The following is a 26,789-nucleotide window of genomic DNA, read 5'->3' as shown; positions in this document are numbered from 1 at the left end:
CGCAGCGGGCACCGGGCCAGGAAGACTCTTCCGCCATGAGGAGAATCGTCTGGCTCGCGTGGATCGCGGTGCACTTCAACGAATACGGCTACAGCCAGGGCCCGCTGCGCGGCACGGTCGGCACGGTCGTCGTCCTGCTCGCCGCCCTGCTGGTCGGCTACGGGCTGCACCGCCACCGGCCCGCCGCCCTGACCGCCGCCGGCCTCACCTGCGCCGCCGGCATCGGATGGCTGGCCTTCCACTGAGAGGTGCTCCCCGGCGACCCGGGACGGGGCCGGGCGGGTGCTCTCCCGCCTGATCAGCCCGAACGTATGCTCAAGGAATGACGACTTCCGCGACCCCCGGAACCGGCCCGACCGAGAACTCCATGCGTCGCGCCCTCAAACGCGCCCGGGACGGCGTCGCCCTGGACGCCTCCGAGGCCGCGGTGCTGCTCCAGGCCCGCGGTGAGGACCTGACCGACCTCGCCGCGTCCGCCGCCCGGGTGCGGGACGCGGGTCTCGAACAGGCGGGCCGGCCCGGGGTCATCACGTACTCGAAGAGCGTCTTCATCCCCCTCACCCGGCTGTGCCGGGACAAGTGCCACTACTGCACCTTCGCCACCGTCCCCGGCAAGCTGCGCCGGGCCGGCCACGGGATGTTCATGTCCCCGGACGAGGTGCTGGACATCGCCCGCAAGGGCGCCGCCCTCGGCTGCAAGGAAGCCCTGATCACCCTGGGTGACAAGCCCGAGGACCGCTGGCCGGAGGCGCGCGAGTGGCTCGACGCGCACGGTTACGACGACACCATCGCCTACGTCCGCGCCGTCTCCATCCGGATCCTGGAGGAGACGGGACTGCTCCCGCACCTCAACCCGGGCGTCATGACCTGGACGGACTTCCAGCGCCTCAAGCCCGTCGCGCCCTCCATGGGCATGATGCTGGAGACGACCGCGACCCGGCTCTGGTCCGAGCCCGGCGGCCCGCACCACGGCTCCCCGGACAAGGAACCGGCCGTACGCCTGCGGGTCCTGGAGGACGCGGGCCGCTCCTCGGTCCCCTTCACCTCCGGCCTCCTCATCGGCATCGGCGAGACCTACGAGGAGCGGGCCGAGTCCCTCTTCGCGCTGCGCAAGGTCTCCCGGGCCTACCACGGCATCCAGGAGCTGATCATCCAGAACTTCCGCGCCAAGCCGGACACGGCGATGCGCGGCATGCCGGACGCCGAGCTGGACGACCTGGTCGCCACGGTGGCCGTGGCCCGGCACATCATGGGCCCGTCCGCCTGTCTGCAGGCCCCGCCGAACCTCGTCGACTCCGAGTACGAGCGGCTGATCGGCGCGGGCATCGACGACTGGGGCGGGGTGTCGCCCCTGACCATCGACCACGTCAACCCCGAACGCCCCTGGCCGCAGATCGAGGAACTCACCGAACGCTCCCGGGCGGCCGGTTTCGAGCTGCGCGAACGCCTCTGCGTCTACCCGGAGTTCGTGCGGCGCGGCGAACCCTGGCTGGACCCGCGGCTGCGCCCGCACGTGAGCGCGCTGGCCGACCCGGCCACGGGCCTCGCCCTCCCGGACGCGCCGGTCGAGGGCCGCCCGTGGCAGGAGCCGGAGGAGTCCTTCGTACCGGCCGGCCGTACGGACCTGCACCGCACGATCGACACCGAGGGCCGCACCGCCGACCGGCGTGACGACTTCGACGAGGTGTACGGCGACTGGGAGGCACTGCGCGAGGCCGCCGCGCCCGGAATGGCGCCCGAGCGCATCGACACGGACGTGCGGCAGGCGCTGCGCACCGCGGCCGACGACCCGGTGAAGCTGACCGACGCCGAGGCGCTGGCCCTCCTCCACGCGGACGGCCCGGCGCTGGACGCACTGTGCCGGGTGGCCGACGACGTGCGCCGGGCGGCGGTCGGCGACGACGTCACGTACATCGTCACCCGCAACATCAACTTCACCAACGTCTGCTACACGGGTTGCCGCTTCTGCGCCTTCGCCCAGCGCCGCACGGACGCGGACGCGTACACCCTCTCCCTCGAACAGGTCGCGGACCGCGCCCAGCAGGCCTGGGACGTGGGCGCGGTCGAGGTCTGCATGCAGGGCGGCATCCACCCCGACCTGCCCGGCACGGCGTACTTCGACATCGCGCGGGCGGTGAAGTCCCGCGTCCCCGGCATGCACGTGCACGCCTTCTCGCCGATGGAGGTGGTGAACGGCGCCACCCGCACCGGCATGTCGATCCGGGAGTGGCTCACGGCGGCCAAGGAGGCCGGTCTGGACACCATCCCGGGTACGGCGGCGGAGATCCTGGACGACGAGGTCCGCTGGGTGCTGACCAAGGGCAAGCTGCCGACGGCCACCTGGATCGAGGTGATCACGACCGCGCACGAGCTGGGCATCCGCTCCTCCTCGACGATGATGTACGGCCATGTCGACCAGCCCCGGCACTGGCTCGGCCACCTGCGCACGCTGGCCCGCATCCAGCGCGAGACGGGCGGCTTCACCGAGTTCGTCACCCTCCCCTTCATCCACACGAACGCCCCGGTGTACCTGGCGGGCATCGCCAGGCCGGGCCCGACGACGCGGGACAACAGGGCGGTGACGGCGATGGCCCGCCTCCTCCTGCACCCCTGGATCCCCAACATCCAGACGAGCTGGGTCAAACTGGGCACGGAGGGTGCGGCGGAGATGCTCCGCTCCGGCGCGAACGACCTCGGCGGGACCCTGATGGAGGAGACGATCTCCCGCATGGCCGGCTCCTCCTACGGCTCGTACAAGTCGGTCCGCGACCTGGTCGCCGTGGCCGCGGCGGCCGGCCGTCCGGCGAAGCCGCGCACCACGCTCTACGGCGAGGTGCCCCGGGAACGGCAGCGGGCGGCGGAGGCCTCCGACGGCCACCTGCCGGAACTGCTGCCGGTCCTGGACTGAGTACGATGATCCGACCCCCGACCTGACGAGGGGCCCCGTAGCGGAGGAGATGCGTACCCGTGGCTGCCCGACTGCCCTCGTGGGCCTGGGTCACCGGTCTGACGGCAGGCGCGACCGCGGTCGTCGTCGCGCTCGCCGTACAGGCGGACCACGGGCCGCATCCCACGGCCGCCGTGGCCGAGCCGAGCCCGTCCGCGTCGGCGAGCGCCCACGCGCCCACGACGCCGAAGGCGCCGGCCGCGCCCGCGCTGCCGGACGGCTCCGGCACGGGCCGCCGGATCGTGTACTCGGTGGGTGAGAAGCGCGTGTGGCTGGTGGACGCGACGGGCCGGGCGACCCGCACGTTCACGGTGTGGCCGGGCTCGGTGAGCCCGCAGCCCGGCCGCTACTCGGTCACCCTGCGCATCCAGTCCCTGAAGGGCTCGGACGGCGTGGAGATCGAGCACGTCATGTACTTCACCAAGGCCGAGGGCGTGAACATAGCGTTCTCCAACGCCCTGGACGGCTCCTCGCCGCCGCCGGCGACCGGCGGTCAGAAGCGGGGCGGCGTCCGCCTCCACAAGGAGGACGGAGCCGCGCTGTGGTCCTTCGGCGATCAGGGCACCAGGGTGGCGGTCGTCAAGTAGCCTCCCCCTGCCGGGCGGGCAGCAGATTGACGATCAGGGCGACACCGCTGAGCAGGATGATCCGGGTCGCGGCCTCCAGCCCGTTCCAGGTCTTGGACTGCCACATCGAGAACCACTCACCGCCGATCGCGATGAACCCCGCGCCGAACAGCAGCAGGAGCATCAGCAGCCCGTAGGTGGACCAGCGCCGGGCGAGGTCGTCCTTCCGCCACGCCCACAGCCAGGTCCCCCGGATCAGCACCAGGGCCGCCACCGTCTCCCACACGATGATCGCGACATACGCGGTGTCCTGGAGCCAGGTGCTGCTGACGGCCCGCCACATCAGATCGGGGTCCTTGAAGGTGGTGTCCATCGCCAGGACATGCCGTACGAACTGCTGGTTGGTCCCGAAGTCGGTGATGTTCCCGAGGGCGACCAGGGCGATGTAGAGGGCGAGTATGCCGGTGAGCACACCGGCGGCAAGCCTGAGGCCGGAGTTGCGTGTGGGGGTGGTGGTCATGGCTGAATTCTCTCGCGGAGCGGGCCAGGCCAGCGCGTGGGCATTGCGCCAGAATGAGGAGTCCGCGTTCGGGGGAAAGGCGTACGCATGGCGCAGGCACGGCCGTCGATGCAGGAGCTGATCGGACGGCGCAGACGGGCGGGGTTCGTCGGACGCAGCGACGAACGGGCTGCCTTCCGCGCCAACTTGGACCTGCCCCCCGAGGACGAACGCCACCGCTTCCTCTTCCATGTGCACGGCAACGCCGGTGTCGGAAAGACGTTCCTGGTGCGGGAGCTGGAACAGATCGCGCGGGAGCGGGGCGCGCTGACGGCGTACGTCGACGAGGGCGCGGGGAGCGTGCCCGAGGTGATGGCGTCGATCAGCCGTGAGTTCCTGCGGCAGGGACGGGAGTTCAAGAAGCTCGACAAGGCGCTGGTCATGTACCGGCAACGGCGGCACGAGGCCGAAGTGGTGATGGCCGGGCTGGAGCCGGAGCCGGAGAACCCTTCGGCGGTGACGGCGACGGCGGTGCGGGCGGGGCTGGCCGGCCTGAGCATGCTGCCGGGAGCGGGACCCTTCGTGGGCGCGGTCGACCCGGCTCAGCTGTCGCGGTACGCCGAGAGGTTGCGGCGGGGCCTCAGCGCCCGGTTCGGCAACCAGGACGACGTGCAACTGGTGCTGTCACCCGAGCGGGAGCTGACACCCAGACTGCTCGACGAGTTGGCCACGGTGGCGGCCTCGGTGCCGTGGATCGTCCTGTTCTTCGACACGTACGAAAGGATCGGGCCGTTCGCCGACAGGTGGCTGCACGAGCTGATGACGACGGACCGGTACGGAGCGCTGCCCGCCAACGTGGTCGTGGTCACGGCCGGCCAACGCCCTTTCGACACGGCCCGCTGGGGCGGCTTCGCGGACTTCGTGACGCACGTGCCGCTCGGGCCGTTCACGGAGGCGGAGGCCCGGGGACTGCTGGCCGACCGGGGCGTGCGGGACGAGCCGGTCGTCGCGGAGGTCCTGCGGCTGACGGGCGGGCTGCCGGTCCTCGTCTCCACCCTCGCGGAGGCGAGGCCCGCCGATCCCGGCGACGTGGGGGATCCGAGCGCGGACGCCGTGGAGCGGTTCCTGAAGTGGGAGCGGGATCCGGTGCGGCGGGCGGTGGCCCTGGCCTGCGCGGTGCCCCGACGGCTCGACGCGGACGTGTTCCGGGCCGTGGTGGACTGCGAGGAGACCGAACTCGACGCTCTGTACAGCTGGTTGGGAGGCCTGCCGTTCGTCGACGGGCGTGGCGGGGGAGTCCGGTACCACGACGTCGTACGGGCGCCGATGCTGCGGCTGCAGCGGGCACGGTCGCCCCGGGGGTGGGGGGAGCTGCAGCGGCGGCTGGCGGGAGCGTTCGGGCAGTGGCGGGGTGAACTCGAAGGGGCGCGGGACACCGAGGAGCTGTGGGCGGACGACGAGTGGCGGGAACTGCGGCTGGCCGAGTCCTACCACCGGCTGTGCGCGGGGGACCGGGAGGCGTTGCCGGAGGCACTGCGGGAGTTCGTCCACGCCTGCGCCGCCGGTGACGCCACGGCCCAGCGGTGGGCGCGGGCCCTCGCGGACGCGGGCGAGGACGCCGACGCGGGGCCCGTGGCTCGCTGGGGCAGCGAGCTGACGCAGGCCCTCGGGAACGGCGGAGTGGCCGCCGCACTCGGGCTGCTGCTGCACCGGGCGGCGCTCGACGAGCCGGACCGGGCACTCGCCCACGCGGTCCGGGGCGCCGAGCTGCGGAGCCACGGGGCGTACGCCGAGGCACTGACCGCATTCGCGCGTGCCATCGCTCTGGATCCCGGCCTGGCGCGGGCCTACCGTGGCCGGGCCCTGGCCCACGGCGAGCTGGGGGACTACCGGTCGGCACTCGCGGACATGGAACAGGCCGTGGCGCTCGCACCGGACGACCCGTGGAGTCACGCGGTGCGCGGCGAGTACCACCGCATCCTGCGCGACCACGACGAGGCGATCCGGCACCTGGACGAGGCGGTCCGGCTCGACCCGGCCAGCGACTTCGCCTGGGCCTCCCGAGGCGCCACCCGCCTCGCCCGGGGAGAACTCGACAGCGCCCTCGACGATCTGAACCAGGCCCTGGAACTCAACCCGGACTACGCCTGGGCGCTCGCCCGCCGGGCCCGCGTATGGCGCGCCCGCGCCGAGCCCGCCCGTCAGCTCGCCGACCTCGACCGCGCCCTCGCCCTCCAGCCGGACTGGGCCTGGGGCCGCTGCGAACGAGGTGACGCCCTCCGTGTGGCCGGCCGCGACGAGGAAGCCCTCGCCGACTACGACCGCGCGCTCGCCCTCGACCCCGAGTACGCGTCGGCGTACGCGAGCCGGGGCGTGTCGCTGGCCAACCTCGGCCGCCACCGGGAGGGTCTGGCCGACCTGGACCGCGCGGTCCGGCTGAGGCCGGAGTACCCCTGGGCGGAGTGCCGACGGGGAATCATCCTGCTCGAACTGGGCTCCCCCGATGCGGCGCTGGCCGCCCTGGACCGGGCGAAATCCTTGTCACCGCACGACGAGTGGATCCTGGAGTGGCACGGCAGGGCGCTGGCCGCCGTCAGCGATCAGCAGTGAACGCCAGGAACTCCGTCCAGGCGGCGTCCCTGAAGGTGAGTCGGGCGCCGTCCTTGTTCTTGGAGTCGCGGATGTGGATGGTGGCGGGGGTTATGGCTACCTCCACGCATTCAGGGCCGTCGTTGCCGCTGTAGCTGCTCTTGACCCAGTCCAGCGCGACCTCGACGCAGTCGGGGCCGTCAGCGCTGCTGTAGCTGCTCTTGAACCACGTCAGCGTGGAGGTGGTCATGCTTCATCTCCCAGCACTTTCTCGATGAACGCCATCGACTCCCGGGGCGGGAGAGCCTGTGCTCGGATCATTCCATAGCGCATGTCGAGGATCTGTACTTCCCGGGGGTCGCTGATCACTCTGCTGTGCAACTGGACTTCCAAGTGTCCCAGTGTCTTGCCGTTCCGGAGTTTCAGCAGTCGGATGGGTCCGCTCAGCCCGGCGTGATCCTGCCGGTCCGTAGGCATCACCTGGATCTCCACATGCGGCAACTTGCCAACTTCCAGGAGGTGTTCCAGCTGCCGACGTAGTACGTCCTTGCCTCCGACGGGCCTTCGCAGGGTCACCTCCTCCTGAACGAACGTGATCAGCGGGCGCGGCACCCGGGCGAAGACTGACTTCCGTGCCATGCGCGCTGCGACGAGCCGCTCGATCTCGTCCTCCGTGTACGACGGACGCCGCAGTGTGTACACCGCCTGGGCGTACTCAGCCGTCTGCAACAGGCCATGGATGTGAGAGCTGACATAGGCCCCCATCTCGACGGCCTCGTCCTCCAGCTTGGCCAGATCCCGGACGTTCTTCGGATACCGAGCCTTCTCCACGTCCTCCTTCATCGCGGACAACTTCCCGTCCGCACCCAGCACTTCATCGGCCTTGTCGAGAAAGTCCGGCTTGGGAAGCCGACGTCCGCGCTCCACCGAGGACACCATCTCCTCGCTGTACCCGATCGCGGCCCCCAGCTCGGCCTGCCGCATCCCGACAGACTCGCGCCACATCTTGATCTGCCGCCCGACGGCCCTGAGTACGGCCTCGGCCTCCTCGTCCTCCACCCTCGCCCCTCCTGACGTACGAGCCGTACGACCACGCCAACCACCCGGACAGTCACGCTGCGTACCGTGGTCGTCGCTGTTCAGAGTAGGGAGGGACGGCCACGCTGGGTGACGTGAATGAGAAAACCTGCCTCAGGATCCAGCTGTCCGCCACTCGAAGGGGTGCCCGTCTCGCCCGTCTCCTCACCGAGCGTCAACTGGACGAGTGGGGCGTGCCGTTCGAGGAGGCGGCGCAGGTGGTGGCGGAGCTGGCCGCCAACGCCGTTCTGCACGGACGCGTCAAGGGACGGGACTTCCGGCTCGGGCTGAGGCTGTGCGACGACGGCACCCTCCGTATCGAGGTGACCGACGCCCGGGGCGACCGGGTCCCGTGTCTCCCCGACCCGGTGGCCGAGGGGTCGGAGACCGGCCGGGGCCTGAGGATCGTCGCGGCGTACGCCGACCGCTGGGGCGTGGAAGAGGCGCCGGCCAACGCGAAGACCGTATGGGCCGAACTCGTACCGGGTCGCGGCGGTCCATGACCCGGCGGCTCCCGACCCCAAAGACCAAAGAACCGGGGAAAGAACCGAACCCACCCCCACCGCCCCCGTCGATCACCCGCCGGGGTGAATATGCCCAACGCAACTGGCGCGGCGGGGCAGTTGTGGTGCAGCGTCAGCGATGACACCACGTCCACACATGCATCGGCCCCCGCCGGGACTGCCATCCCAGTGCGAGGGCCTGATCACCGAGGAAGAGAAAGCTTCCCAGTGACTGACAAGCAGCGTAACGCGCCCGCGCGCCCGAAGCCCCGGCATTCCTCCGGCGTCACCCACGTGAACGAACCCCACCACGACAACTTCACCGTGGTCGGCAATCACCTGGCCCAGCACCCCGAGTTGTCCCTGGTGGCCATCGGCCTGGCCCTGCACATCCAGTCGTTGCCGGAGGGCACCCCGATCGGCATCAAGACGCTGGCGGCGAAGTTCCCCGAGGGTGAGATCCGGATCGCGGCGGCCCTGCGCGAGCTGGAGGAACACGGATACCTCGCGCGCCCCAGGGAGCGTCTTCAATCGGGGCAAGTGACGACCCGGACGATCTCGTACAACAGGCCGAGGGCCGCGGCGATCGCTGCCGCCCCTGCCGCCCCCGAGCCCGCGGCGGCGCCCCAGGCTCCCGCACCCCCCGGCAGGGCCACCGAACTGCTCGCCGGGCTCCGGGCCCATGACTCACGTCTGCTCCTGACCCAACGGGACGTCCAGCGCCTGGCGCCGGCCGTCTCCGAGTGGCTGGAGCGGGGCGTGCCGTCCACCGCCGTGGTGCGCACCCTGACGACCGGCCTACCGCAGGACCCGATCAAGCACCCGGCGGCCTTCCTGCATCACCGCCTCACCACCCAACTGCCGCCGCGCCTCCCGGCCGCCCCACCCCGCCCGGCACAGCACCGCCCGTCCCCGCTCCAGACCTGCGACGGCTGCGACCGGGCCTTCCGCTCCCCTGAGCCGGGCCGGTGCCGCGACTGCCGCGCGTCGTCGGCGGCCGTGGCATGAGCGCCGCGTCACCGGCGTACCGACGAGTCCACCGGTACCGTACGAGGACCGAGTCACTCGCACCGGAGGTCACCGTGAGCGCCCAGACCGACGGCCCGTACGGACCGCTGATCCCCATGCCCGAGCTGACGCCGGACGCGTTGCGGGCGGCGGTCGCGCGCATCGCACCGAGTCGGATTCCGGCGCTGACGCAGCACCTCTTCGAGGCCACGACCAACGCCCAGCAGACCCAGAGCCTCGCGCCGCTGCGTGCCTTCGTGCATTCCTGGGCCGTGTTCGTCGCCATCGAGCGACATCCGGAACGGGCTGCTCGCCTGCGCGAACTGGAGCACATCGTGGATGCCGGGGAGCAGGACCCTGTCGCGGCCATCGCGGAGATCCGCGCGATCCGCGAGGCGGCTGAGGCGGAGGCCGGCCTGTGACGGACTGGTCTTGGGACACTACAACCCGAGCGCCGAATACGTCACGGGAGGGCTGCCGCCAGGGGTCGTGGCGGAGGTAGAGCGGCTCGCGACCGAACTGGCCGCCCTGGGCCACGACGCCGTCAAGGTGGGCCGGCCTCTCGATCGCGAGGGTGGACTTCGCGAGTTCGACATCCTCGGCGGTCGCGGTTTCATCAGCTTCCTCGCTGTACCACGCCACGAGTGCGTCTACGTCTGCAACGTCACGTGGTACGGCTGAACGTGCCGTGACGTCCGCTCACCTCTCCGCGGCCGGGACCAGGTCCGGAGCGAACCTGTAGGAGATGGGTGGTCGTCGAGCCGGTGCCGGACGCGCTCGCCGGGATCGAGGAGGTGGCGGGCCCCGCCCGCCGCCGCATCGCCGAGGTGCTGTCCCGCCAACAGCCCCGAGCAGCGGGCGTTGCTCTTCGACTACTTCGAGGCGGTGGCGCCGAGGCGCAGGCGGGCCGCGCGGCCCCAGGAGGGCGGCTGACCCCCGCGCCCAGGGTTTCAGCGCATCGCCGCGTCCCCCGTCACCACCGGCCGGACCTTCGTCAGCAGCAGGTCGAGGAACTGGTCGGGGTGGCGGAACGACGCGAAGTGACTCGCCCCGCGGATCAGGGCGAAGTCCTTCACCGGGGCCGTGACCGACTCGTAGAAGCGGCGAGCCGGTTCCGGTGGGGTCAGGACGTCGCTGTCGCCCTGGAAGAGGAAGAAGGGGAGGCGGAAGGCGGTGCCCTCGGCGTACTCGTCGATCGTCATCGCCTGGGGGCCCAGGGGCTCCGAGAAGGTCTGGGCCTTGAGGTAGGTGCGCAGGTCGCGCAGGGTGTGGAGCGGGGAGAACCAGAGGGAGCGGATCACGACCGTCTTCATCGTGTCGTAGGTCAACGGGTCGGTCGTCACCACCGTCTTCGCGTACTCCGCCCACTCGTGGGCCGACCAGGCGGAACGGTCCGGGCCCATCGCCTCGATCGCCGCCCGCTGCTTCCTCTTGCCCGCCTTCTCCAGCCGGGCCAGCAGCGCCTCGTAGGCACCGGTGTCACGGCCGCCGCCGATGATGTTCTGGTCGGTGCCGACGTACGCCGCGTACAGCTCGGGGTGGTTGCGGGCCAGGCGGAGGCCGGTCACCGTGCCGAAGCTGTTGGCGAGGAGGATCACCTTGTCCACGCCCAGGCGGGTGCGGATGTGGTGCGTGACCTCCAGGGCGTCCCGGTAGGGGCGGTCGAGGGTCAGCTCGCCCTGGCCCTCGGGGCCGCCCGCCGCGAAGGTCCGGCCGGCGCCGCGCATGTCCCAGCGGACGATCGTGAAGTGCCGCTCCCACCCGCGGGTGCGCGGGATGAAGATCAGGTTGGAGGCGCCGGGGCCGCCGTGGATCTCCAGGATCACGGGGTTCGTCCGGTCCTCGCCGCGGACGGAGATCCACTGGTCGATGCCGCCGATGCGGACGTAGGAGGACTCGTCGATGCCGTTCGGCGTGGTGATCGCCAGCTTCCTGGCGAGAGCGCGGCGCTTGAGGGCGCGGTAGGTCAGCAGCATGGTGTTCCCCCTAAACTGTTTACGCCGTCATCTGTTCGGCGTGGGGTTTACGGTATATACAGTTGTCGGCGGAGTCAACGGGCCCGCCGAAGTCGATGGGAGGGGCGCAGTGGCCGGACGGAGCAAGGAGCGGCACCGGGACGAGAGCGGCGGTCCGCGAGCGACCCTCGCGCTGCTGTGGGGTGAGCGGGAGAAGCCCACCCGGGGGCCCAAGCCGAAGCTGACCCCGCAGCGCATCGCCGTGGCAGCCGCCGAGCTCGCCGACCGGGAGGGGCTGGACGCCGTATCCATGAGCAAGGTCGCCGGCGAGTTCGGACTCTCGGCGATGGCGCTGTACCGGTACGTCCCCGGCAAGACCGAGCTCGTCGAGCTGATGGTGGAGGCCGTACTGGAGGAGGGGCCGGACCTGGCCGGAGTCCCGGAGGAGGACTGGCGGGCGGCCGTAGCGGAGTGGACCCGGCAGTGCGCGCGCGTCTACGCGGCGCACCCGTGGCTCCTCGGCGCCACCGCGATGCGCCGCCAGATCATGGGGCCCTGCCAGCTGCGCTGGCTGGACGCGGCGCTCGCCGCCCTGGAGCCCACCGGACTCGACGGGGCCCGGCGCCACCAGGTCTTCCTGCTCCTGATCGGACTCGTCCGCAATCTCGCCCAGCAGCACAGCGACCACGACGAGACGCGGGACGCCGAGTGGAACCGGCTCTCCGCCGAACTGCTCGCCCGGCACGCCGACCGCTTCCCGGCCCTCACCAAGGCCGTGGCCGAGGGCGCGTTCGAACCGAACGGTATCGATCCGCTCCAGTTCGGGCTCGACCGGATCCTCGACGGAGTCGAAGCGCTCATGGCTGGGCGGGAATGACCCGTGGAGGGTGATTTGCCCCCGTGAATGGACCGTTCCCCGTCGATTACAGTGCCTAGCGTCGTACGGACGGACGGTGCCATGAGGAGGTCTGCGTGGGTGCGACATCCGGCGCCGTCTGGGGCCGAGCCGAACAGCAGGACTTCCGCAGCCGGGTGCGCGGCGCCCTGCTCGGGGTCGCCGTGGGTGACGCGCTGGGCGGTCCCGCCGATCCGCTGTCCCTGGAGGAGATCCGGACCGCCTACGGCCCCGAGGGGCTGCTCGACCTGGCCTTCGGGCACGGACGGCGCGGTACGGTCACCCACCACACGCAGCTCACGCTGTTCACCGTGGACGGCCTGATACGCGCCCAGGTGCGCCGGGACACCGGCGCCTGGCATCCGCCGACCGATCTGCACCGGGCGTACCTGCGCTGGGCGGCCACCCAGCGGGACTGGGGGCCCGACGAGCGGCGCAAGGACGACGGCTGGCTCGCGCGCGAGGAGTGGCTGTACGCCCGGCGGGAGCCGGCCCGGGCGCTGCTCATCGGGTTCGGCGACGAGACCATGGGCACGCTGGAGTCGCCGAAGAACCCCGGTGAGCTGGGCCCGGAGGCGGTGGCACGGTCGGCGCCGTTCGGGCTGCTGGTCGGCTGGGAGCCGCAGCTGGTCGCGCAGCTGGCGGTGGAGTGCGCGGCGCAGAGCCACGGGCACCCGATCGCCTGTCTGTCGGCGGGCGCGTACGCCGTGATCGTGCACGCGCTGGCCCGGGGCGACAGCCTGGACGGTGCCGTGCAGCGGGCCCTCGCCCTGCTCGCCGCCCGGCCGGGCCACCAGCCCGTCTCGGACGCGCTGCAGCACGCGCTGGGGGCGGTGCGACAGGGCATTCCCGGTCCGACGCGGGTGGAGGAACTGGCCGGCGACGGTACGGCGGACGGGCTGCTGGCGGCGTCCGTGTACTGCGCGCTGGTGGCGGAGGACGTGCGGCACGGCCTGTGTCTGGCGGTGAACCAGAGCGGGCCGTCGGCGGCGGCGGGCGCGCTGACCGGCGGTCTGCTCGGCACCCTGCACGGCGAGACGGCCCTCCCGCCGGGCTGGCTGGCGGAGCTGGAGGGCCGCCCCACGGTGCTGGAACTCGCCGACGACTTCGCGATGGAGATGACCCAGGGACCGGCGTTGCACGGGCCCGCGGGGTCGTCTCCGGGGTGGCTGGCCCGGTATCCGCGGTAGGGCTGCCGCCCGGTCAGGCGATGACCGAGTGGAAGAACGCGACGGCTCCGGCGAAGGCGCCACAGCCGCAGAGCACGGCTCCCGCCGCTCCTGACCCACTGCGCAGGGTCAGGAACCCGGCCCCGACGCCGGTGAGCGCGCCGAGCAAGAGGATCAGGGCGGTTCTCTGGGTGAACAGGGGACCAGGATCGTTGGGCACGTGGTGACTCCTGTCTTGGCCTCGGGGCCAGCAACGGTAGAGCCATGCTCACGGTGTGCGCAACTCGCCTCTCGCTAGGGAGTGGTCCTCAGGGACTGGAGCAGCCTCCCCGTCTCGGTGACGATCCAGAAGCTCCAGCCGTTCCGGTTCGGTTTCACCTGGGGGTTCACGGCCTGCAACACCGCGCTGGCCGCCCCGCTCGGGGTGCGGTAGCTGCCCGCGCCGGGGCCGTCGGTGATGGTGAGGGCGTGGGTCAGGGGGTCGTATGCGCCCTCGACCCGGACGCCGTCGTACAGGGCGTGGACGGCCACCCCCGGTCTGGCGGAAGCCGACGCCTGGGTCACCGCCTCCGGCCGCTCGAAGTGCTCCATCAGCTTGCTCACGACGTTTGCCGGACTCGTGTTCCAGGCGCGCGCGAGCAGGTTGACCTTGGTGAAGGTGCCGTCGTCCACCTCGTGGATGCTGTTGGTCATGCTCTCAGTCTATGCTCATGTGAGCAAAATAGAGAACCCATCCGTGTGGTGGTGCGCCCGTTGCCTCACCGCATCAGCTCTCCCGCGTTGACCAGCAGGGACTGTCCGGTGATGGCCCGCGACCGGTCGGAGGCCAGGAACACCGCCGCGTCCGCCACGTCCCCGTCCGTCGCCAGCTCCGGCAGGGCCGTCCGCTCCGTCAGGCGGGCCAGGACCTCCGCCTCCGGCACTCCCTCCGTCTGCGCGGTGAAGGTGACGTACGCCTGCACCGGCGGTCCCCACATCCAGCCCGGCAGTACGGTGTTGACCCGGATCCGGTGGGGGCCGAGCTCCCGTGCCAGTGAGTACATCGCGCTGGTCAGCGCCCCCTTCGAGGCGGCGTACGCGGCCTGCTTCACCTGGGAGGGCGCGGCGACGGCCGACTGGGTCCCGATGAAGACCACCGAGCCGCCCCCGCCCGCCCTCAGCGCCGGCAGGCACGCGCGCGTCATGCGCAGGGTGCCGAGCAGGTTCACGTCGATGACCGACTGCCAGGTCGCGAAGTCCGCGTCCTGAAGACCGCCGAAGTGGGAGTCCCGGGCGGCGACATGGACCACGGCGTCGATGCCGCCGAACCGCGCCCGCGCCAGCTCCGCCAGTGCGGCGCACTGGGCCTCGTCGGTGATGTCCGTCGGCCGGTACGCCGTGCGCGTGCCGTCCGGGTCGATCCCGGCCGCGCTCTTGGCGAGGTTCGCCTCGGTGCGCGCCCCGAGCACCGCGTTCCCGCCGTCCCGTACGACGGCCGCGGCGACCTGATGGCCGAGCCCGGCGCCGACACCCGAGACGACCACGGTCTTGCCTGCGAGCAGGGACATCGGTGCCTCCCGCGGTATGGCGCTTCATCTGACGGGGCGTCAGAGTATGGCGCACCGCAGGAAAGGGGAAGCGCATGAGCGAGGACACCCGCAGCGAGCTCTACGGCGAGCTGGCCGCCGTCGGCCCGTACGGCGTCCGCCCGGGCCACGCCCTGATCACCATGGTCGAGCCGCACCCCGGTCACGAGTACGCCTACAACCGCTGGTACGAGGACGACCACTACTACGCCGGCGCGATGGCCATGCCCTGGATCTACGCCGGCCGGCGCTGGGTCGCCACCCGGGACCTGCAGCTCCTGCGGTACCCCGGGAAGTCCGCCGTCGCCCGGCCCGTCACCGCCGGCTGCTACCTCTCCACCTACTGGATCACCGAGGGGCGCTACGACGACCACATGAAGTGGACCGTCGGCATCAACAAGCGCCTCAACCGGGACGCCCGGGTCTACCACGACCGCACCCACGTCTTCACGGCCTTCCAGGACCACGAGACGACGGTGTACCGGGACGGCGCGGCGGGCCCCAGGGACGTCCACGCCTTGGACCACCCCTACGCCGGGCTGGTGCTGGAGGTGATCGACAGCGACTCGGCCGGGCAGCGGGCCGAGCTGCTGCGGTGGCTGCGCGCCCGGCACCTGCCGGACCGGCTGTCCGGCTCCCCGGCCGCGATGGTGACCGTGTTCCGGCCCACCCCGCTGCCCGGCGACCGCATGACCTACGTCCGGCAGGTCGAGGGCGTGGACACCCGGCTGACCCTGCTGTGGTTCCTGGAGGCCGACCCGAGGGAGTGCTGGACCGAGCACTTCACCGGGCCGGCCGCGGACGTGTCCGACTCCGGCCTCGGCAGGGTGGAGCTGGTGGCGCCGTTCATCCCGACGATCCCGGGCACGGACACCTATGTGGACCGGCTCCGCTGACGTGCGGGCCGTGCCGGGGCTCAGGGCGCCTTCAGCGCGTCCGGGCAGGGCGTGCCCCGGGGCAGCTGGTACGGCGCCGCCAGCCGGTAGGTACCGGGTTTCGGCGCCAGCAGCATCGTCCACTTGTCGCCCTTGGCGTCCTCCGGCGTCTCCATCAGACACCCGTTGACGTTGACGTACGTCTTCGCCCGGGTCTCCTGCGGCGCCTGCAGGCTCTTGCCGTGCTCGTCGACGATGCTCAGCCACGGCGAGTACGGGATCCTGATCAGGATCCGCCCGGCCTTGCGCACCCGCAGCGTCATCTCGCCCTGCCCGGCGCGGTCCACCACCGCGTCGGGCTCGGCGAGCGGCGTCGGATCGGTCACCTGGAACAGCTGCCAGTTGGCGTCGCCCCAGACCTGCTTCAGATACGGCATCCCGCGCCGGAGCAGCTCCACCTCACGCTCGCCGCCGTCGCCGTCCGGGTCGTCCTTGGGCAGGACGACGAAGTGGACGGCCCAGCGCTGCAGCCACTCGTGGTAGTTCGCCGAGTTCAGGGTGTCGTCGTAGAAGAGCGGATTGCGCTCCATGTCGGCCTGCCGGTTCCAGCCGCGCGCCAGGTTGACGTACGGCGCGAGCGCGGACGCCTCCCGGTGCGAGCGGGCCGGGACGACCTCGACGCGGCCCTTCTCGGCGCCGGCCTTCTGCAGCTGGTGGACGAGCGGGGCGAGCTCCCGGGCCCAGGACGCGGCCGGGGTCGTGTGCATGATGTCGTCGACCGTCTTGAAGCCGATCCAGCCGAGGAAGCCGAGGAGCGCCAGCACGGTCGTGTACCACTTGCGCGACTTGCGCACCGTGAACGGCAGCGCGGCGATGAGCGTCGCCCCCGCGAAGAGCATCGGCAGCCGCGAGATGTTCGACCCGATCTGCGAGCTGATCAGCCACACCAGCACCACACCGACGCTGTAGACGGCGGCGGTCAGCCGGACGGTCACCCACTGCTTCGGCGCCAGGAACAGGCACAGCAGGCCGTAGAGCAGGGGCAGTATCACCGACCCTATGGTCATCGGCTGGGTGCCCGAGAACGGGAAGAGGAAGTAGGAGGCGGCGACCACCGCCGTCGGGGCGAGCCCCAGCGCCCAGGCGCCGGGCCGCCGCTTCTGCAGGAACAGGGCGACCGCGACCAGGCCCACGAACAGCCCCGAGACGGGCGAGGACATGGTGGAGAGCCCGGCCAGGGGGGCGGCCACCGCCGCCTTCGCCCAGCGTTTGTACCGCCACCGGTACGGCCAGCAGAAGACGGCCGCGACGGCGCCGAGCGCGAACATCGTGCCGAGGGCGAAGGTCACCCGGCCCGAGATCGCGTTGCACAGCAGCGCGAAGATCCCGGCGAGCGAGGCCCACAGCGGGTTCCTCACCGCCCGGCTGCGGATCATGACCAGGGTCAGCAGGCCCGCCGAGACGGTCCCGGCGATCATCATCGTCGTACGCACGCCGAGGACGGCCATCAGATACGGCGACACCACGCTGTACGACACCGGGTGCATGCCGCCGTACCAGGCGAGGTTGTACGCCGAGTCCGGGTGCCGGCCGACGAACTCCGCCCAGGCGTCCTGGGCCGCGAGATCACCGCCGCTGTTCGCGAAGGTGAAGAACCAGATGATGTGCAGGACCCCCGCGAGGGCCGTCATGGACAGCACGGGGTGGCGGAGCATCCGCTGCCGGAGGGGTTCGGCGGCGGCGAGGAGCCTCGCGAGCCGGCGCGGCCGGGTACCGGGACGATCGGGGCCGGCGGCGCCGTCCGAGCGGTCGGCCCGGCCGCCGGGCAGGCCGGGGCGACCGCCCGGGAGGTCGGTGCGACGCTCCCGGTCAGCCGTGGACAGGCGTATTCGCGGGCCGGATCCCGAGCCCGGATCGGCGTCGTCGGCGCGTGTCGGCTCCGCTGTGGCCACCTGAAGGCACTCCCCGTGTCCCGTCTTTTGTTCTCGGCCGTGGTCCGTGGTCTTCCGGCCGCTTCTGTTCCCGGCCCGGTCCCCTGGTGTTCCCGGCCGCTTTCCGTTCAGTTCGCGGTCGTGTCCCGTGACCGGCGAGCCGCCCCGATTCGTGACGCTAGCACGCAGCCCGCCGCGGGGCTCCCGGGTGGGGGCTCCGCGGCGGGCTGCACGGGACGGGCGGGGCGTGCCGCGATCAGCCCAGACGCGTCAGCTTGGCGCCGAAGCCGGGCTCGGCCAGGTCCTTCTGCAGGGCCACCGGGACCTTGACGGCGCCGGCCGAACCGTCACCCACGGTGAGTGCGCCCACCCGGGTGCCGGCCTTCGCGCTGTGCGGCACCTTGCCGGAGGTGAAGGACAGCTTCACCTTCAGGCCCGCCCAGCCGACGGCCGGGACGTCCTTGGTGAGCACGACCGGGGTGTGGCCGCCGAGCTGGTCGTCCACGTAACCGACCACGGCGCCCTTCTTCAGGATCGTCGAGGAGGTCAGCGCGTCCTGGGCCGCGAGCAGCGCGGTCTTGCTGACCGCGTTGACCGTGTCGAGGATCGGCGCCTTGTTCTGGCCGAGGATCGCGCCGACGAGCGTCACCGTCTCCCCGCCGACCGTCTTGCGGGAGGCGAAGAGCAGGTTGCCGCCGGCCGCGGTGGTGCTGCCGGTCTTGATGCCGATCGCGCCCATCTGGAACGGCAGCTTGTTCCAGTTGGGCCAGTTCTGGCCGGTGGGGTCGGTCCAGCTGGCCGCGCTGGTGATGGCGACCAGGGCCGGATTCTTCACCACCACGCGTCCGAGCCTCACCTGGTCCTCCGCCGTGGAGACGGTGGTCTCCTTCAGGCCCGAGGGGTCGGTGTACGTCGTGTGGGTCATCCCCAGCTCCTTGGCGGCGGCGTTCATCTTCTTCACGAACGCCGCCTCCGAACCCGCGTCCCAGCGCGCCAGGAGCCGGGCGATGTTGTTGGCGGAGGGGATCATGACCGCCGACAGGGCCTGCTTCTCGGTGATGCGGTCACCGGCGTGGAGGGTGTTGACGGTGGACTCACCGCTCTTGCTGTAGCCGCCCTCCTTCTCCGCCTGGGCGTCGACCTCGATCTTCGGGCCCTCCTGGCCCGGCTTCAGCGGATGGTCCCGGAGGATGAGGTACGAGGTCATGGTCTTGGCGACCGAGCCGATGGGTACGGGGCTCTGCTTGCCGAAGTGACCCATCGTGCCGATGCCGGCGACGTCGATCCAGCCCTGGCCCTCACCCGGCCAGGGCAGGGTCGCGGCGCCGCCGTCGAAGGTGTAGCTGTCCTTGCCGGTGAGCGCGAGGGTGGGGGACGGCAGCGGGCGGAAGGTCTGTACGACCGCGAAGATGATCGCCAGCAGCAGGACCAGCGGGGTCCAGATCTTGACCCGGCGCACGAGCGTGCGGACCGGGGTCTCCGGGGGCGGGGGAGTGTTCGTCAGCTCCGCCAGGAGGTCCAGCGGGGGCTTCGGCGGCAGGGGCTGCTGGGTGGTGCGCTCGGGGCCGACCTGGGGGACGGGGGTGGTGGCGTCCGGCTTGGCGGTGGGACTGGCGGTGGGCTTGGCCGCCGGAGCCATGTCGTTCTTGAGCGCGACGAACTTGCTGGTGCGCTCGGGGTCGGGGGTGTCCGGCTTGCTGCCGAGCTTGAGCATGGTCGTCGGCTGATCGACCTGCGGGGCCGGCTTGGGGGATATCGCCTTGAAGACGGTGGTGGGCTGATCGACGGGTGCCTGCGGCGCTTCGGCGGCGTGGGTGCCCTCCGCCTCGGCTTCGCCTTCGGCGTCGGTGTCCTTCCCACCCGCACCACCCGTGCGGGTCTCGTCGTCGACTGCGGGCGCCCCCTGTGGGGCGTCCTCGCCGTCGGCGTCCTCGGATCCGTCCTCGGCATCCGCCGCCTCGGCTTCGCCGTCGCCCGCCTCGGCTCCCTCCGCCTCGGCTTCGCCGTCGCCGTCCTCGGTGTTCTCCGCTTCGGTCTTCACGTCAGGCGCTGCGTCGCCGTCCGTGCCGGCCGCGGAGTCCGGTTCCGCCTTCGCGTCGGCGTCGGTCTCCTCGTCGTCCGCGTCCGTGGCCTGCCCGGCGTTCGGCTTGGCGTCCGTGTCCGCCTTCGCGTCGACGTCGGTCTTCTCGTCGTCCGCGTCCGTGGCCTGCCCGGCGTCTGCGTCCGCGTCGGGCTTGGCCTTTGCGCCGGCGTCGGCCTTGGCGTCCGCGTCCGTGTCGGGCTTGGCCTTTGCGTCGGCGTCGGCCTTGGCGTCCGCGTCCGTGTCGGGCTTGGCCTTTGCGTCCGCGTCGGGCTTCTCGTCGTCGGCTCGGTTCTGCTCGGCCTTCGGCTCATCCGTGGCCGTCGAATCGTTCTCGGGGGTGTCCGCGGTGCGTACCCATGCCGAGACCGCGTCGCGGAGGGCGGTGTCCTCCTCCGGGGTTTCACGTACCGACAGAATCGTCGTCGCGGTGTCCACGCCCCCGGACGGGGAATCCTTTTCGCGGGAGACCGCGAGGCGCGGATCGCGGGCCTCGGGAACCGGACCCGCGCTCCCCGACGTCGGTTCTGCCGACGACTGACGCTGCTTCGACCTGTCGGGGGACTCGCCCGCCACCGATGCCTCCTCCATGCGCCGCGCGCCCACGCGCGCGCCCTGTCCGAACCATGTACCAGTGTCCTGTGTGAGGGCTTGGCCCCTGCGGTAGACGAGAACGACATACCTGCCGGTTCCCTCACGAACCGGTCACGCACCCTCGACAGACCAATGTGAGAGGGGTCACCCTGTCATTCATCCACGCGGGGAGGCATGGATGGGCAGGAGCCGCAGAACACTTCCGGAGGAGCTTCTGTTGCTCGCACTGGACCCGGCCACGGGTACCACTGCGCAGCCGCAGTCGCTCGACCTCGGTCTGGCCGGTGCACAGCTAGTGGAGCTGGCGCTGGCCGGACGGATAGCCCCAGACGGGGATCGTATCGCCGTGGTGGTGCCACGGCCGACTGGAGATCCGACTTTGGACTGCGCGTTGGAGTTGCTGCGACGGCGTGGCGCTCCCGTACGGGCCGTTCACTGGATCGGCGGGCCCCGGCTGGGGCTCCGTCAGACCTACCTCTCGCATCTGGAGCGGTGCGGCATGGTGCACGCCGTGGCCGGTCAGATGTGCGGGGTGCTGCCGACGACTCGCTATCAGGCGACGGACAACGAGATCAGCCGGGAGATCCGAGCCCGGCTGGACTCCGCGATCCGCACCGGCGTACCGCCGGACCCGCGGACCGCGGCGCTCGCCGCCCTGGCACACGCCGTCGGACTCGGCAAGCATCTGTATCCGGGGAACGAGGGCAGGTCCTCGCGGTCCCGGTTGCGGGACCTGATCCGGCACGACCCCATGGGGGGCCTTGTCGCGCACGCCGTGATGGACGTGCAGAACGGCGCTGCCGCGCAGCCCCGCCGTGGACCGGCCGCCACCGGTCGGCAGGGCGCGGCCGGTGTCAGGTCCGCGACGGAACCCGCACGCGGGGTTCCGATGCAGCCGCACCGTGGATCCATGGCACGCGCCGTGGCCCACTGAGCCGTAACCCCCGTCCCCCACACCCGGTTCGGGAGCCGCTGGTCCGAGCGGGGCGGTGAGACCCTTCGCGGTCTCGCCGCCCCGCTCGACTGCTTCCCGGCGCCTCATCCGGTGGCGAGCCATGGCGAACTGACGCGTACGCGCCGCACATCCACCATTTCCCAGCGGTGGAAAGCCCCTTGGTGGCAATCTGCTCAGCAGCAGATACGGAAAGTGTTAAGCAACAGGCAGGCAGCCGGAGGTGCACGTCCCGTGGCGTCCAATGTCAATCCCACCGTCAGGCGGCGCCGGCTGGGCCAGGAGCTGCGCAGGCTCCGCGAGCTCAAAGGCATGACGGCCGAGGAGGTGGCCGAGCGACTGCTCGTGTCGCAGTCGAAGATCAGCCGGCTGGAGAACGGCCGCAGAAGCATCAGCCAGCGCGATGTGCGCGACCTGTGCGGGGTGTACGAGGTCGAGGACCAGCGGATCGTCGACTCGCTGATGGAGATGGCGCGGGACTCGCGGCAGCAGGGGTGGTGGCACACCTTCGGGGACATCCCCTACAGCGTCTACATCGGGCTGGAGACCGACGCCGAGTCGCTGCGGGTGTACGAACCCCAGCTGGTGACCGGTCTGTTGCAGACCCGCGCCTACGCCGAGGCCCTCGTGCAGGGCGCGCTGCCGGAGACGTCGACCGCCGAGATCGAGAAGCGCGTCCAGGTGCGGATGCGCCGACAGGAACGTATCACCGCCGAGAACAACCCGCTCCGGCTCTGGGTCGTGCTCGACGAGGCGTCGCTGCGCCGGGTCGTGGGCAGCAAGCTGGTGATGCGCGAGCAGCTGGAGCACCTGATCGAGATGTCCCAGCTGCCGCACGTCACCGTGCAGGTGCTGCCGTTCGAGGTGGGCGCGCACCCGGGGCTCAACGGCCAGTACGCGATCCTGGAGTTCACCGACGCGGCCGACTCCAGCGTGGTGTACCTGGAGGGCGTCACCAGCGACCTGTACCTGGAGAAGGCCCAGGACGTGCAGAGGTACGCGGTGATGTACGAACATCTGCGGGCGCAGTCCCTCAATGTGGAGCAATCCCGGCAGTACATTGCGAAAGTGGCCAAGCAGTACGCCGAATGAGCCGCTGTCACGGAGGGCGCCGGATCGTACACCGTCGGTCGGCTTCGATGGAAGGCCCCCTGGAATATGCCATCCGGTTGAGTGAACGACTACTCCGGCAGTGGCAGTTGCCCGGTAGCGTCGATCACGCCAATCAGACGACAGGGTTGGCGTGAACCGCACCACCGCAACTCGCAACAGGAGTGGACATGGCACTGATTCAGGGCGCTTCGGAGACGTGGATGAAGTCTTCCTATTCCGCGGGCAACGGCGCCTGCGTCGAGGTCAAGTCGCCCGCCAACGCCGCCGAGCTCGCCGTCCGTGACTCCAAGGCCCTCCAGGGCCCGATCCTGGCCTTCCCCGCCGACGCGTGGAACGCCTTCGTGGCCTCGGTCAAGGCCTAGGAGGCCCTCCCTGACCTTCGTCAGTGACGCCTTCCCCGGAAAAACAACTTCACAAGCACCACCAGAAGAGCCCTCTCGACCAGTCGCCGTCCTTGCCGAGGGGGCTCGGTCACGCCCGGCGGCTCCGGCCGGTCACCGCACCGGGAACGCCACGTCGCACACCGGGTCGTGCGGGCCCGCCGCGTCCCAGTCCGCGAAGTAGACCTCCCGGCAGGGGCCGGCCATCTCCAGCCCCTCGCCCGCCATCCACTGCTCCACCGCCTCGAAGGCGGCCAGGATCTGCGGGTTGGCCACCTGGGCCTTGGTGATGCGCGTGTAGGCCAGCCGGGCCGCCGGCTCCGTCCGTACCGTCGTCTTCCAGGCCCGTCCCCGGGCGGCGGCCCACTCCCGCGCCGCCGCCTCGTCGGCCACCGGTACGCACGACTCGGCCGGGCCGTCGCTCTCCATCGACACCTCGGAGTGGTAGACGACGAACGGCGCCCCGGTCATGCCGCCGCACTCCCGCGCCGCCGCCTCCAGCCGCCCGAACGACGCGCCGATCCAGGTCGGCAGCTCGTCGGCCAGGGTGTGCCGTGACTCGGTGATCACCACCTGGGCCGGTACGTCCACGGTCTCGATCACGAACTTCTCGTACATCTCGGAGCTCCTCCCCGACAGCCGTCCACGGAGGTACTCGGCGAGCGTCCGCTGTCCCGCCACCCGCAACTCGACGTCCGCCCAGTAGGCGGCGAGCCGGTCGGCGGCCTCGGTGCCCTCGGCGCCGAGCACCTCGGCGATCCGGGCCAGCGGCATGTCCAGCTGCCGCAGCAGGGCGACCAGCCGGGCACGCTCGGCCTGGCCGACGCGGTAGTAGCGGTAGCCGGTCGCCGCGTCGACGTGCGCGGGGGCCAGCAGGCCGAGCCGGTCGTACAGGCGCAGCGCCTTGGCCGACAGCCGGGCCCGCGCGGCGAACGCACCGATGGTGAGCAGGCCGTCGGCAGGCTGGTCGTCGTCCACCGTGTCATCCTCCGTCACCGGACGGATCCTCGCCGCCCGGTGACAGGGACGTTCGGCCCTGCCCCAGGGGCAAGGTCAAGCCGGGCTCAGCCGAGCTGGGCCTCGATGGCCGTCACGACCGCGTCCGCCTCCGGCTCGGTCTGCGGCGAGAAGCGGGCGACGACCTGGCCGTCCCGGCCGATCAGGAACTTCTCGAAGTTCCAGCGGATGTCGCCGCTGTGCCCCTCCGCGTCCGCGAAGCCGACGAGCCGCTCGTACAGGGGGTGCCTCCCCTCGCCGTTCACCTCGACCTTCTCGGTGAGCGGGAAGGTCACGCCGTACGTCGCCGAGCAGAACTCGGCGATCTCCTCGGCGGTGCCGGGCTCCTGCCCGAGGAACTGGTTGCAGGGCACACCGAGCACGGTGAAGCCGCGCGCGGCGTAGCGTTCCTGCAGCTTCTCCAGTCCCGTGTACTGGGGGGTCAGGCCGCACTTGGAGGCGACGTTCACGATCAGGACGGCTTTCCCGGCGTACTGGGCGAGGTTCGCGGGGCCGCCGGTCAGGGCGTCGATGTCGACGTTCAGCACAGTGGTCATGCCTGGATGCTAGGCGCTCCGCGCGGGGGGTCGTCGTCCGGCCGGGGTCCGTCGTGGTTGTCCGCGCGGTTCCCCGTGCCCCTTACCCGTGCTGTCCTGCCGCCCGCGTCAGGACGTCCCCGGCCTCCGTGCGGGTGTACACCACCGAGCGTCCCGCACGATGCCGTTCGATCAGGCCGGCCTCCCGCAGCACCTTGAGATGGCGGCCCACCGAGCCCAGGCTCTGTCCGGTCACCGCCGTCAGGTGGGTGGTGCTCATGGGGGAGGTGAGGAGGAGCAGGACCTCGGCGCGGGACGGGCCGAGCAGGGCGCCCAGGGCGGAGGGGACGGGCCTGACGCCGGGGTCGGCGAGGGCGCCCGCGCACGGGTAGACCGCCGCGTAGCGCACCCCGTCCTCCCAGGCCACCCAGCCCGCCCGCTGGACGGTCACCGGCACGAAGAGCAGTTCGGCGCCGGAGATCTCGCGGGGCGGGTACGCGTGGAGGTTGATCTGGAGGCGGTTCCCGCCGAGCCAGCGGGTGCGTCCGGGGCGGATCGAGTCCAGGACGGCCGCCCAGCCGCCCCGGCTCACCTGCGCGGTCCGGGCGACCACGTCCGCCTCCAGCACCCGGCGGCGCCGCTCCCACGACGGTCGTACGGTCTCCTCCCACACCCACTCCAGGAGTACGGCCGCCCGCTCGGGCAGGTCGTCGCGGTCCAGCTCGGCGGGGAGCGGGCCGGCGAGCGCCGTGCGCAGATGGGCGCGGGCCGCGTCGGGCGGGGTCGCGCGCACGCGGGCCACCTCGTCGGGGAACCGCTCGCCGCCGCGGGGCGCCGGCGTCAGGAAGTCGGCGATCCAGTGCCGGCCGAGACCTGCCCGTACCAGCCCCGCCGTCACCGGGTCGGCCCGCAGACGCGCCCGGTAGGCGGGGAGACGGGAACGCAGCCACCGCAGCTCACCGGGATGCGCGGCATCCCCCGCGTGCAGCAGCTTCAGACAGGCGAAGGTCTCGGCGAGCGGCGAGACGACGAACCGGCTGCGCGCGAGCGTGTCCGCGTTGAGCTGCCACCAGCCCATCCGGGCACCCCCTCACGGCCGTACGGCCTTTCGCGCTGCTGCGAAACAATAACGAGCGGTGTGCGTGCCGCCCGAGACTCCGGGGCATGCCCCGTTACCGATCCCTGTTCCGCACCCCGGAGTTCGGCCCGCTCTTCCTCGGCTCGGCCGCGCAGACCGCCGCGCAGACCGTCGGCGGGCTGGCCCTGGCCACCCTCGTCTACCGGGCCACCGGCTCGCCGCTGCTGTCGGCGGTGAGCATGTTCGGACCCTCGCTCGCCCAGGTGCTCGGCGCCACCTTCCTGCTGTCCGGCGCCGACCGGCTGCCCCCGCGTACGGCGCTCACCGCGATCGCGCTGGTCTTCGCGGCCGGGACGGCGGCGCAGGCGCTGCCCGGGCTGCCGGTCGGCGCGGTCTTCGGTGTCGTACTGGTGCTGGGTCTCGTGGCCTCGCTCGGCGGCGGGGTCCGCTGGGGGCTGCTGAACGAGGTGCTCGGCAAGGACAGCTACCTGCCCGGGCGTTCGCTGTTCAACATGATGAGCGGGCTCATGCAGATCACCGGGTTCGCCACCGGCGGTGCCCTGCTCGCCGCCCTCTCCCCGCGCGTCTGCCTGCTGCTGTCGGCGGCGCTGTACCTGACGGCGGCGCTGGTGCTGCGCCTCGGCCTGACGGATCGCCCGCCCCGGACCGCGGGCCGCCCCTCCCCGTCGGCGACCTGGCGCACCAACGCCCTGCTGTGGTCCTCCCGTCCGCGCCGTCTCACCTATCTGGGACTGTGGCTGCCCAACGGCATGGTCGTCGGCTGCGAGTCGCTGTACGTGCCGTACGCGCCGCACGCGGCCGGCACCCTGTTCGCCTGCGGTGCGTTCGGGATGTTCGCCGGGGACGTGACGGTCGGCCGGCTGCTGCCGCGCGCGGTACGGCGCCGCCTGGCCACCCCGCTGCTGCTCCTGCTGGCGACGCCGTACCTGGTGTTCTGGGCGCGACCGCCGCTGCCGGTGGCGGCGGTGTGCGTGACCATCGCCTCCGTGGGCTTCGGCGCGAGCCTGGTCCAGCAGCAGCGGCTGATGGACCTGACCCCCGGTGGACTCGCCGGCCAGGCCCTGGGGCTGCACTCCTCCGGCATGCTGACCATGCAGGGCGTGGGCGCCTCGCTGGCCGGGGCGGTGGCCCAGGTCACCTCGCCCGCCGCGGGGATGACGGTGATGGCGGCGGGCTCGGTGTGCGTGACGCTGGCGCTGGCTACGGCCGGCCGTCGCTCTCCGGTGCCGGTGCCGGTGCTGGAGTCTGCCGGGGCGCGCCGAGGTCGGCGTCGATCTTCTGGACGGCCCGGTCGAAGTAGCGGAGGAGCTCGACCGGGAAGGGCATGACGAGGGTCGAGTTCTTCTCGGCCGCCACCTCCACGACCGTCTGCAGGAGGCGGAGCTGCATGGCCTCGGGGGTGTCGGACATGATCCGGGAGGCGTTGGCCAGCTGCTGGGCCGCCTGGAACTCGCCGTCGG

General features: G+C 71.6%; 27 protein-coding genes. 15 read left to right on the top strand and 12 right to left on the bottom strand.

The features are described 5' to 3' along the window. The first annotated feature begins 35 nt into the window (after positions 1 to 35). From ABT171_RS03485 to ABT171_RS03475, 3 genes are all read left to right on the top strand, one after another. Entirely contained in the window at positions 36 to 245 is a 210-nt protein-coding gene (locus ABT171_RS03485) for a hypothetical protein (RefSeq protein ID WP_351239330.1), read from the top strand. Positions 246 to 322: 77 nt separating this feature from the next. Next, positions 323 to 2,908 (top strand): bifunctional FO biosynthesis protein CofGH, encoded by a 2,586-nt coding sequence (locus ABT171_RS03480; protein ID WP_351239328.1) that lies wholly within the window; start codon positions 323 to 325, stop codon positions 2,906 to 2,908. Between the two features lie 59 nt (positions 2,909 to 2,967). Then, positions 2,968 to 3,534, top strand: coding sequence for a hypothetical protein (locus ABT171_RS03475; protein ID WP_351239326.1), 567 nt, complete (start codon positions 2,968 to 2,970; stop codon positions 3,532 to 3,534). On the opposite strand, the gene ABT171_RS03470 is transcribed toward ABT171_RS03475, so the two are convergent. Next, a complete protein-coding gene (locus ABT171_RS03470; protein ID WP_351239324.1) occupies positions 3,527 to 4,033 on the bottom strand; it encodes a DUF2165 domain-containing protein in 507 nt (168 codons plus the stop codon). The genes ABT171_RS03475 and ABT171_RS03470 overlap by 8 nt on opposite strands. 87 nt (positions 4,034 to 4,120) lie before the next feature. On the opposite strand from ABT171_RS03470, the gene ABT171_RS03465 reads away from it, so the two are divergent. Further along, positions 4,121 to 6,622 carry a tetratricopeptide repeat protein gene (locus ABT171_RS03465; protein WP_351239322.1) on the top strand — a complete coding sequence of 834 codons (2,502 nt, stop codon included), beginning with the start codon at positions 4,121 to 4,123 and terminating at the stop codon, positions 6,620 to 6,622. Here ABT171_RS03465 and ABT171_RS03460 read toward each other — a convergent pair. Continuing rightward, complete coding sequence (locus tag ABT171_RS03460) at positions 6,606 to 6,851, bottom strand: DUF397 domain-containing protein (RefSeq protein ID WP_351239320.1); 246 nt, start codon at positions 6,849 to 6,851, stop codon at positions 6,606 to 6,608. The two genes, ABT171_RS03465 and ABT171_RS03460, sit on opposite strands and share 17 nt — an antisense overlap. Next, a complete protein-coding gene (locus ABT171_RS03455) occupies positions 6,848 to 7,660 on the bottom strand; it encodes a helix-turn-helix domain-containing protein (protein WP_351239318.1) in 813 nt (270 codons plus the stop codon). The genes ABT171_RS03460 and ABT171_RS03455 overlap by 4 nt, the downstream gene beginning before the upstream one ends. A 104-nt stretch (positions 7,661 to 7,764) precedes the next feature. Here ABT171_RS03455 and ABT171_RS03450 point away from each other — a divergent pair, with 104 nt between their 5' ends. The 4 genes from ABT171_RS03450 to ABT171_RS03435 all read left to right on the top strand — a co-directional run bounded on the left by ABT171_RS03450 (position 7,765) and on the right by ABT171_RS03435 (position 9,870). Beyond that, the gene (locus ABT171_RS03450; protein ID WP_503073719.1) at positions 7,765 to 8,181 is read left to right on the top strand and encodes an ATP-binding protein; all 417 of its coding nucleotides are present in this window, start codon (positions 7,765 to 7,767) and stop codon (positions 8,179 to 8,181) included. 228 nt (positions 8,182 to 8,409) lie between these two features. Then, the gene (locus tag ABT171_RS03445; protein ID WP_351239315.1) at positions 8,410 to 9,189 is read left to right on the top strand and encodes a helix-turn-helix domain-containing protein; all 780 of its coding nucleotides are present in this window, start codon (positions 8,410 to 8,412) and stop codon (positions 9,187 to 9,189) included. Positions 9,190 to 9,263: 74 nt separating this feature from the next. Continuing rightward, a complete protein-coding gene (locus tag ABT171_RS03440) occupies positions 9,264 to 9,611 on the top strand; it encodes a DUF6247 family protein (RefSeq protein WP_351239313.1) in 348 nt (115 codons plus the stop codon). A 10-nt stretch (positions 9,612 to 9,621) separates the two neighbouring features. Next, positions 9,622 to 9,870, top strand: a complete 249-nt coding sequence (locus ABT171_RS03435; protein ID WP_351239311.1) for a hypothetical protein — start codon at positions 9,622 to 9,624, stop codon at positions 9,868 to 9,870. Between the two features lie 269 nt (positions 9,871 to 10,139). Here ABT171_RS03435 and ABT171_RS03430 read toward each other — a convergent pair whose 3' ends face one another. Next, a complete protein-coding gene (locus ABT171_RS03430) occupies positions 10,140 to 11,165 on the bottom strand; it encodes an alpha/beta fold hydrolase (RefSeq protein WP_351239309.1) in 1,026 nt (341 codons plus the stop codon). Positions 11,166 to 11,274: 109 nt separating this feature from the next. Here ABT171_RS03430 and ABT171_RS03425 point away from each other — a divergent pair, with 109 nt between their 5' ends. Together ABT171_RS03425 and ABT171_RS03420 are read left to right on the top strand one after the other, a co-directional pair. After that, complete coding sequence (locus ABT171_RS03425; protein ID WP_351239307.1) at positions 11,275 to 12,021, top strand: TetR/AcrR family transcriptional regulator; 747 nt, start codon at positions 11,275 to 11,277, stop codon at positions 12,019 to 12,021. A 95-nt stretch (positions 12,022 to 12,116) separates the two neighbouring features. Then, on the top strand, positions 12,117 to 13,229 hold the full coding sequence (locus ABT171_RS03420) for an ADP-ribosylglycohydrolase family protein (protein ID WP_351239305.1): 1,113 nt from the start codon (positions 12,117 to 12,119) through the stop codon (positions 13,227 to 13,229). A gap of 13 nt (positions 13,230 to 13,242) precedes the next feature. On the opposite strand, the gene ABT171_RS03415 is transcribed toward ABT171_RS03420, so the two are convergent. The 3 genes from ABT171_RS03415 to ABT171_RS03405 all read right to left on the bottom strand — a co-directional run bounded on the left by ABT171_RS03415 (position 13,243) and on the right by ABT171_RS03405 (position 14,755). After that, positions 13,243 to 13,428: a hypothetical protein gene (locus tag ABT171_RS03415; RefSeq protein ID WP_351239303.1), complete on the bottom strand. Its 186-nt coding sequence runs from the start codon at positions 13,426 to 13,428 to the stop codon at positions 13,243 to 13,245. Positions 13,429 to 13,502: 74 nt separating this feature from the next. Then, entirely contained in the window at positions 13,503 to 13,901 is a 399-nt protein-coding gene (locus tag ABT171_RS03410; RefSeq protein ID WP_351239301.1) for a hypothetical protein, read from the bottom strand. Positions 13,902 to 13,966: 65 nt separating this feature from the next. After that, a complete protein-coding gene (locus ABT171_RS03405) occupies positions 13,967 to 14,755 on the bottom strand; it encodes an SDR family oxidoreductase (RefSeq protein ID WP_351239299.1) in 789 nt (262 codons plus the stop codon). A gap of 74 nt (positions 14,756 to 14,829) precedes the next feature. Here ABT171_RS03405 and ABT171_RS03400 point away from each other — a divergent pair, with 74 nt between their 5' ends. After that, entirely contained in the window at positions 14,830 to 15,669 is an 840-nt protein-coding gene (locus ABT171_RS03400) for a hypothetical protein (RefSeq protein ID WP_351239297.1), read from the top strand. 20 nt (positions 15,670 to 15,689) lie between these two features. Here the strand turns inward: ABT171_RS03400 and ABT171_RS03395 are convergent, their stop codons facing one another. Further along, complete coding sequence (locus ABT171_RS03395) at positions 15,690 to 17,600, bottom strand: DUF8823 domain-containing protein (RefSeq protein ID WP_351239295.1); 1,911 nt, start codon at positions 17,598 to 17,600, stop codon at positions 15,690 to 15,692. Between the two features lie 235 nt (positions 17,601 to 17,835). Next, complete coding sequence (locus ABT171_RS03390; RefSeq protein WP_503073216.1) at positions 17,836 to 20,250, bottom strand: D-alanyl-D-alanine carboxypeptidase; 2,415 nt, start codon at positions 20,248 to 20,250, stop codon at positions 17,836 to 17,838. 181 nt (positions 20,251 to 20,431) lie between these two features. Between ABT171_RS03390 and ABT171_RS03385 the strand changes: the two genes are divergently transcribed. The 3 genes from ABT171_RS03385 (at position 20,432) to ABT171_RS03375 (ending at position 22,680) form a co-directional block, all read left to right on the top strand. Continuing rightward, positions 20,432 to 21,187, top strand: a complete 756-nt coding sequence (locus ABT171_RS03385; protein WP_351239293.1) for a GOLPH3/VPS74 family protein — start codon at positions 20,432 to 20,434, stop codon at positions 21,185 to 21,187. Positions 21,188 to 21,439: 252 nt separating this feature from the next. Beyond that, complete coding sequence (locus ABT171_RS03380; protein WP_351239292.1) at positions 21,440 to 22,297, top strand: helix-turn-helix domain-containing protein; 858 nt, start codon at positions 21,440 to 21,442, stop codon at positions 22,295 to 22,297. Between the two features lie 188 nt (positions 22,298 to 22,485). Then, on the top strand, positions 22,486 to 22,680 hold the full coding sequence (locus ABT171_RS03375) for a DUF397 domain-containing protein (protein WP_351239290.1): 195 nt from the start codon (positions 22,486 to 22,488) through the stop codon (positions 22,678 to 22,680). 132 nt (positions 22,681 to 22,812) lie between these two features. On the opposite strand, the gene ABT171_RS03370 is transcribed toward ABT171_RS03375, so the two are convergent. The 3 genes from ABT171_RS03370 to ABT171_RS03360 form a co-directional block, all read right to left on the bottom strand. Beyond that, complete coding sequence (locus tag ABT171_RS03370; protein ID WP_351239288.1) at positions 22,813 to 23,694, bottom strand: MerR family transcriptional regulator; 882 nt, start codon at positions 23,692 to 23,694, stop codon at positions 22,813 to 22,815. Positions 23,695 to 23,762: 68 nt separating this feature from the next. Beyond that, positions 23,763 to 24,251, bottom strand: a complete 489-nt coding sequence (locus ABT171_RS03365) for a glutathione peroxidase (RefSeq protein WP_351239286.1) — start codon at positions 24,249 to 24,251, stop codon at positions 23,763 to 23,765. A gap of 82 nt (positions 24,252 to 24,333) precedes the next feature. Further along, positions 24,334 to 25,308, bottom strand: coding sequence for an ArsR/SmtB family transcription factor (locus ABT171_RS03360; RefSeq protein WP_351239284.1), 975 nt, complete (start codon positions 25,306 to 25,308; stop codon positions 24,334 to 24,336). 86 nt (positions 25,309 to 25,394) lie between these two features. Here ABT171_RS03360 and ABT171_RS03355 point away from each other — a divergent pair, with 86 nt between their 5' ends. After that, entirely contained in the window at positions 25,395 to 26,657 is a 1,263-nt protein-coding gene (locus ABT171_RS03355; protein ID WP_351239282.1) for an MFS transporter, read from the top strand. The last annotated feature ends 132 nt before the right edge of the window (positions 26,658 to 26,789 follow it).

Origin of the sequence: Streptomyces sp. NPDC001851 (assembly GCF_040297165.1) — a bacterium.
In the GTDB taxonomy this organism is placed as follows: Bacteria; Actinomycetota; Actinomycetes; order Streptomycetales; family Streptomycetaceae; genus Streptomyces.
Note: the sequence above shows the minus strand (reverse complement) of the source record. Positions and strands in the feature narration are given on the sequence as shown.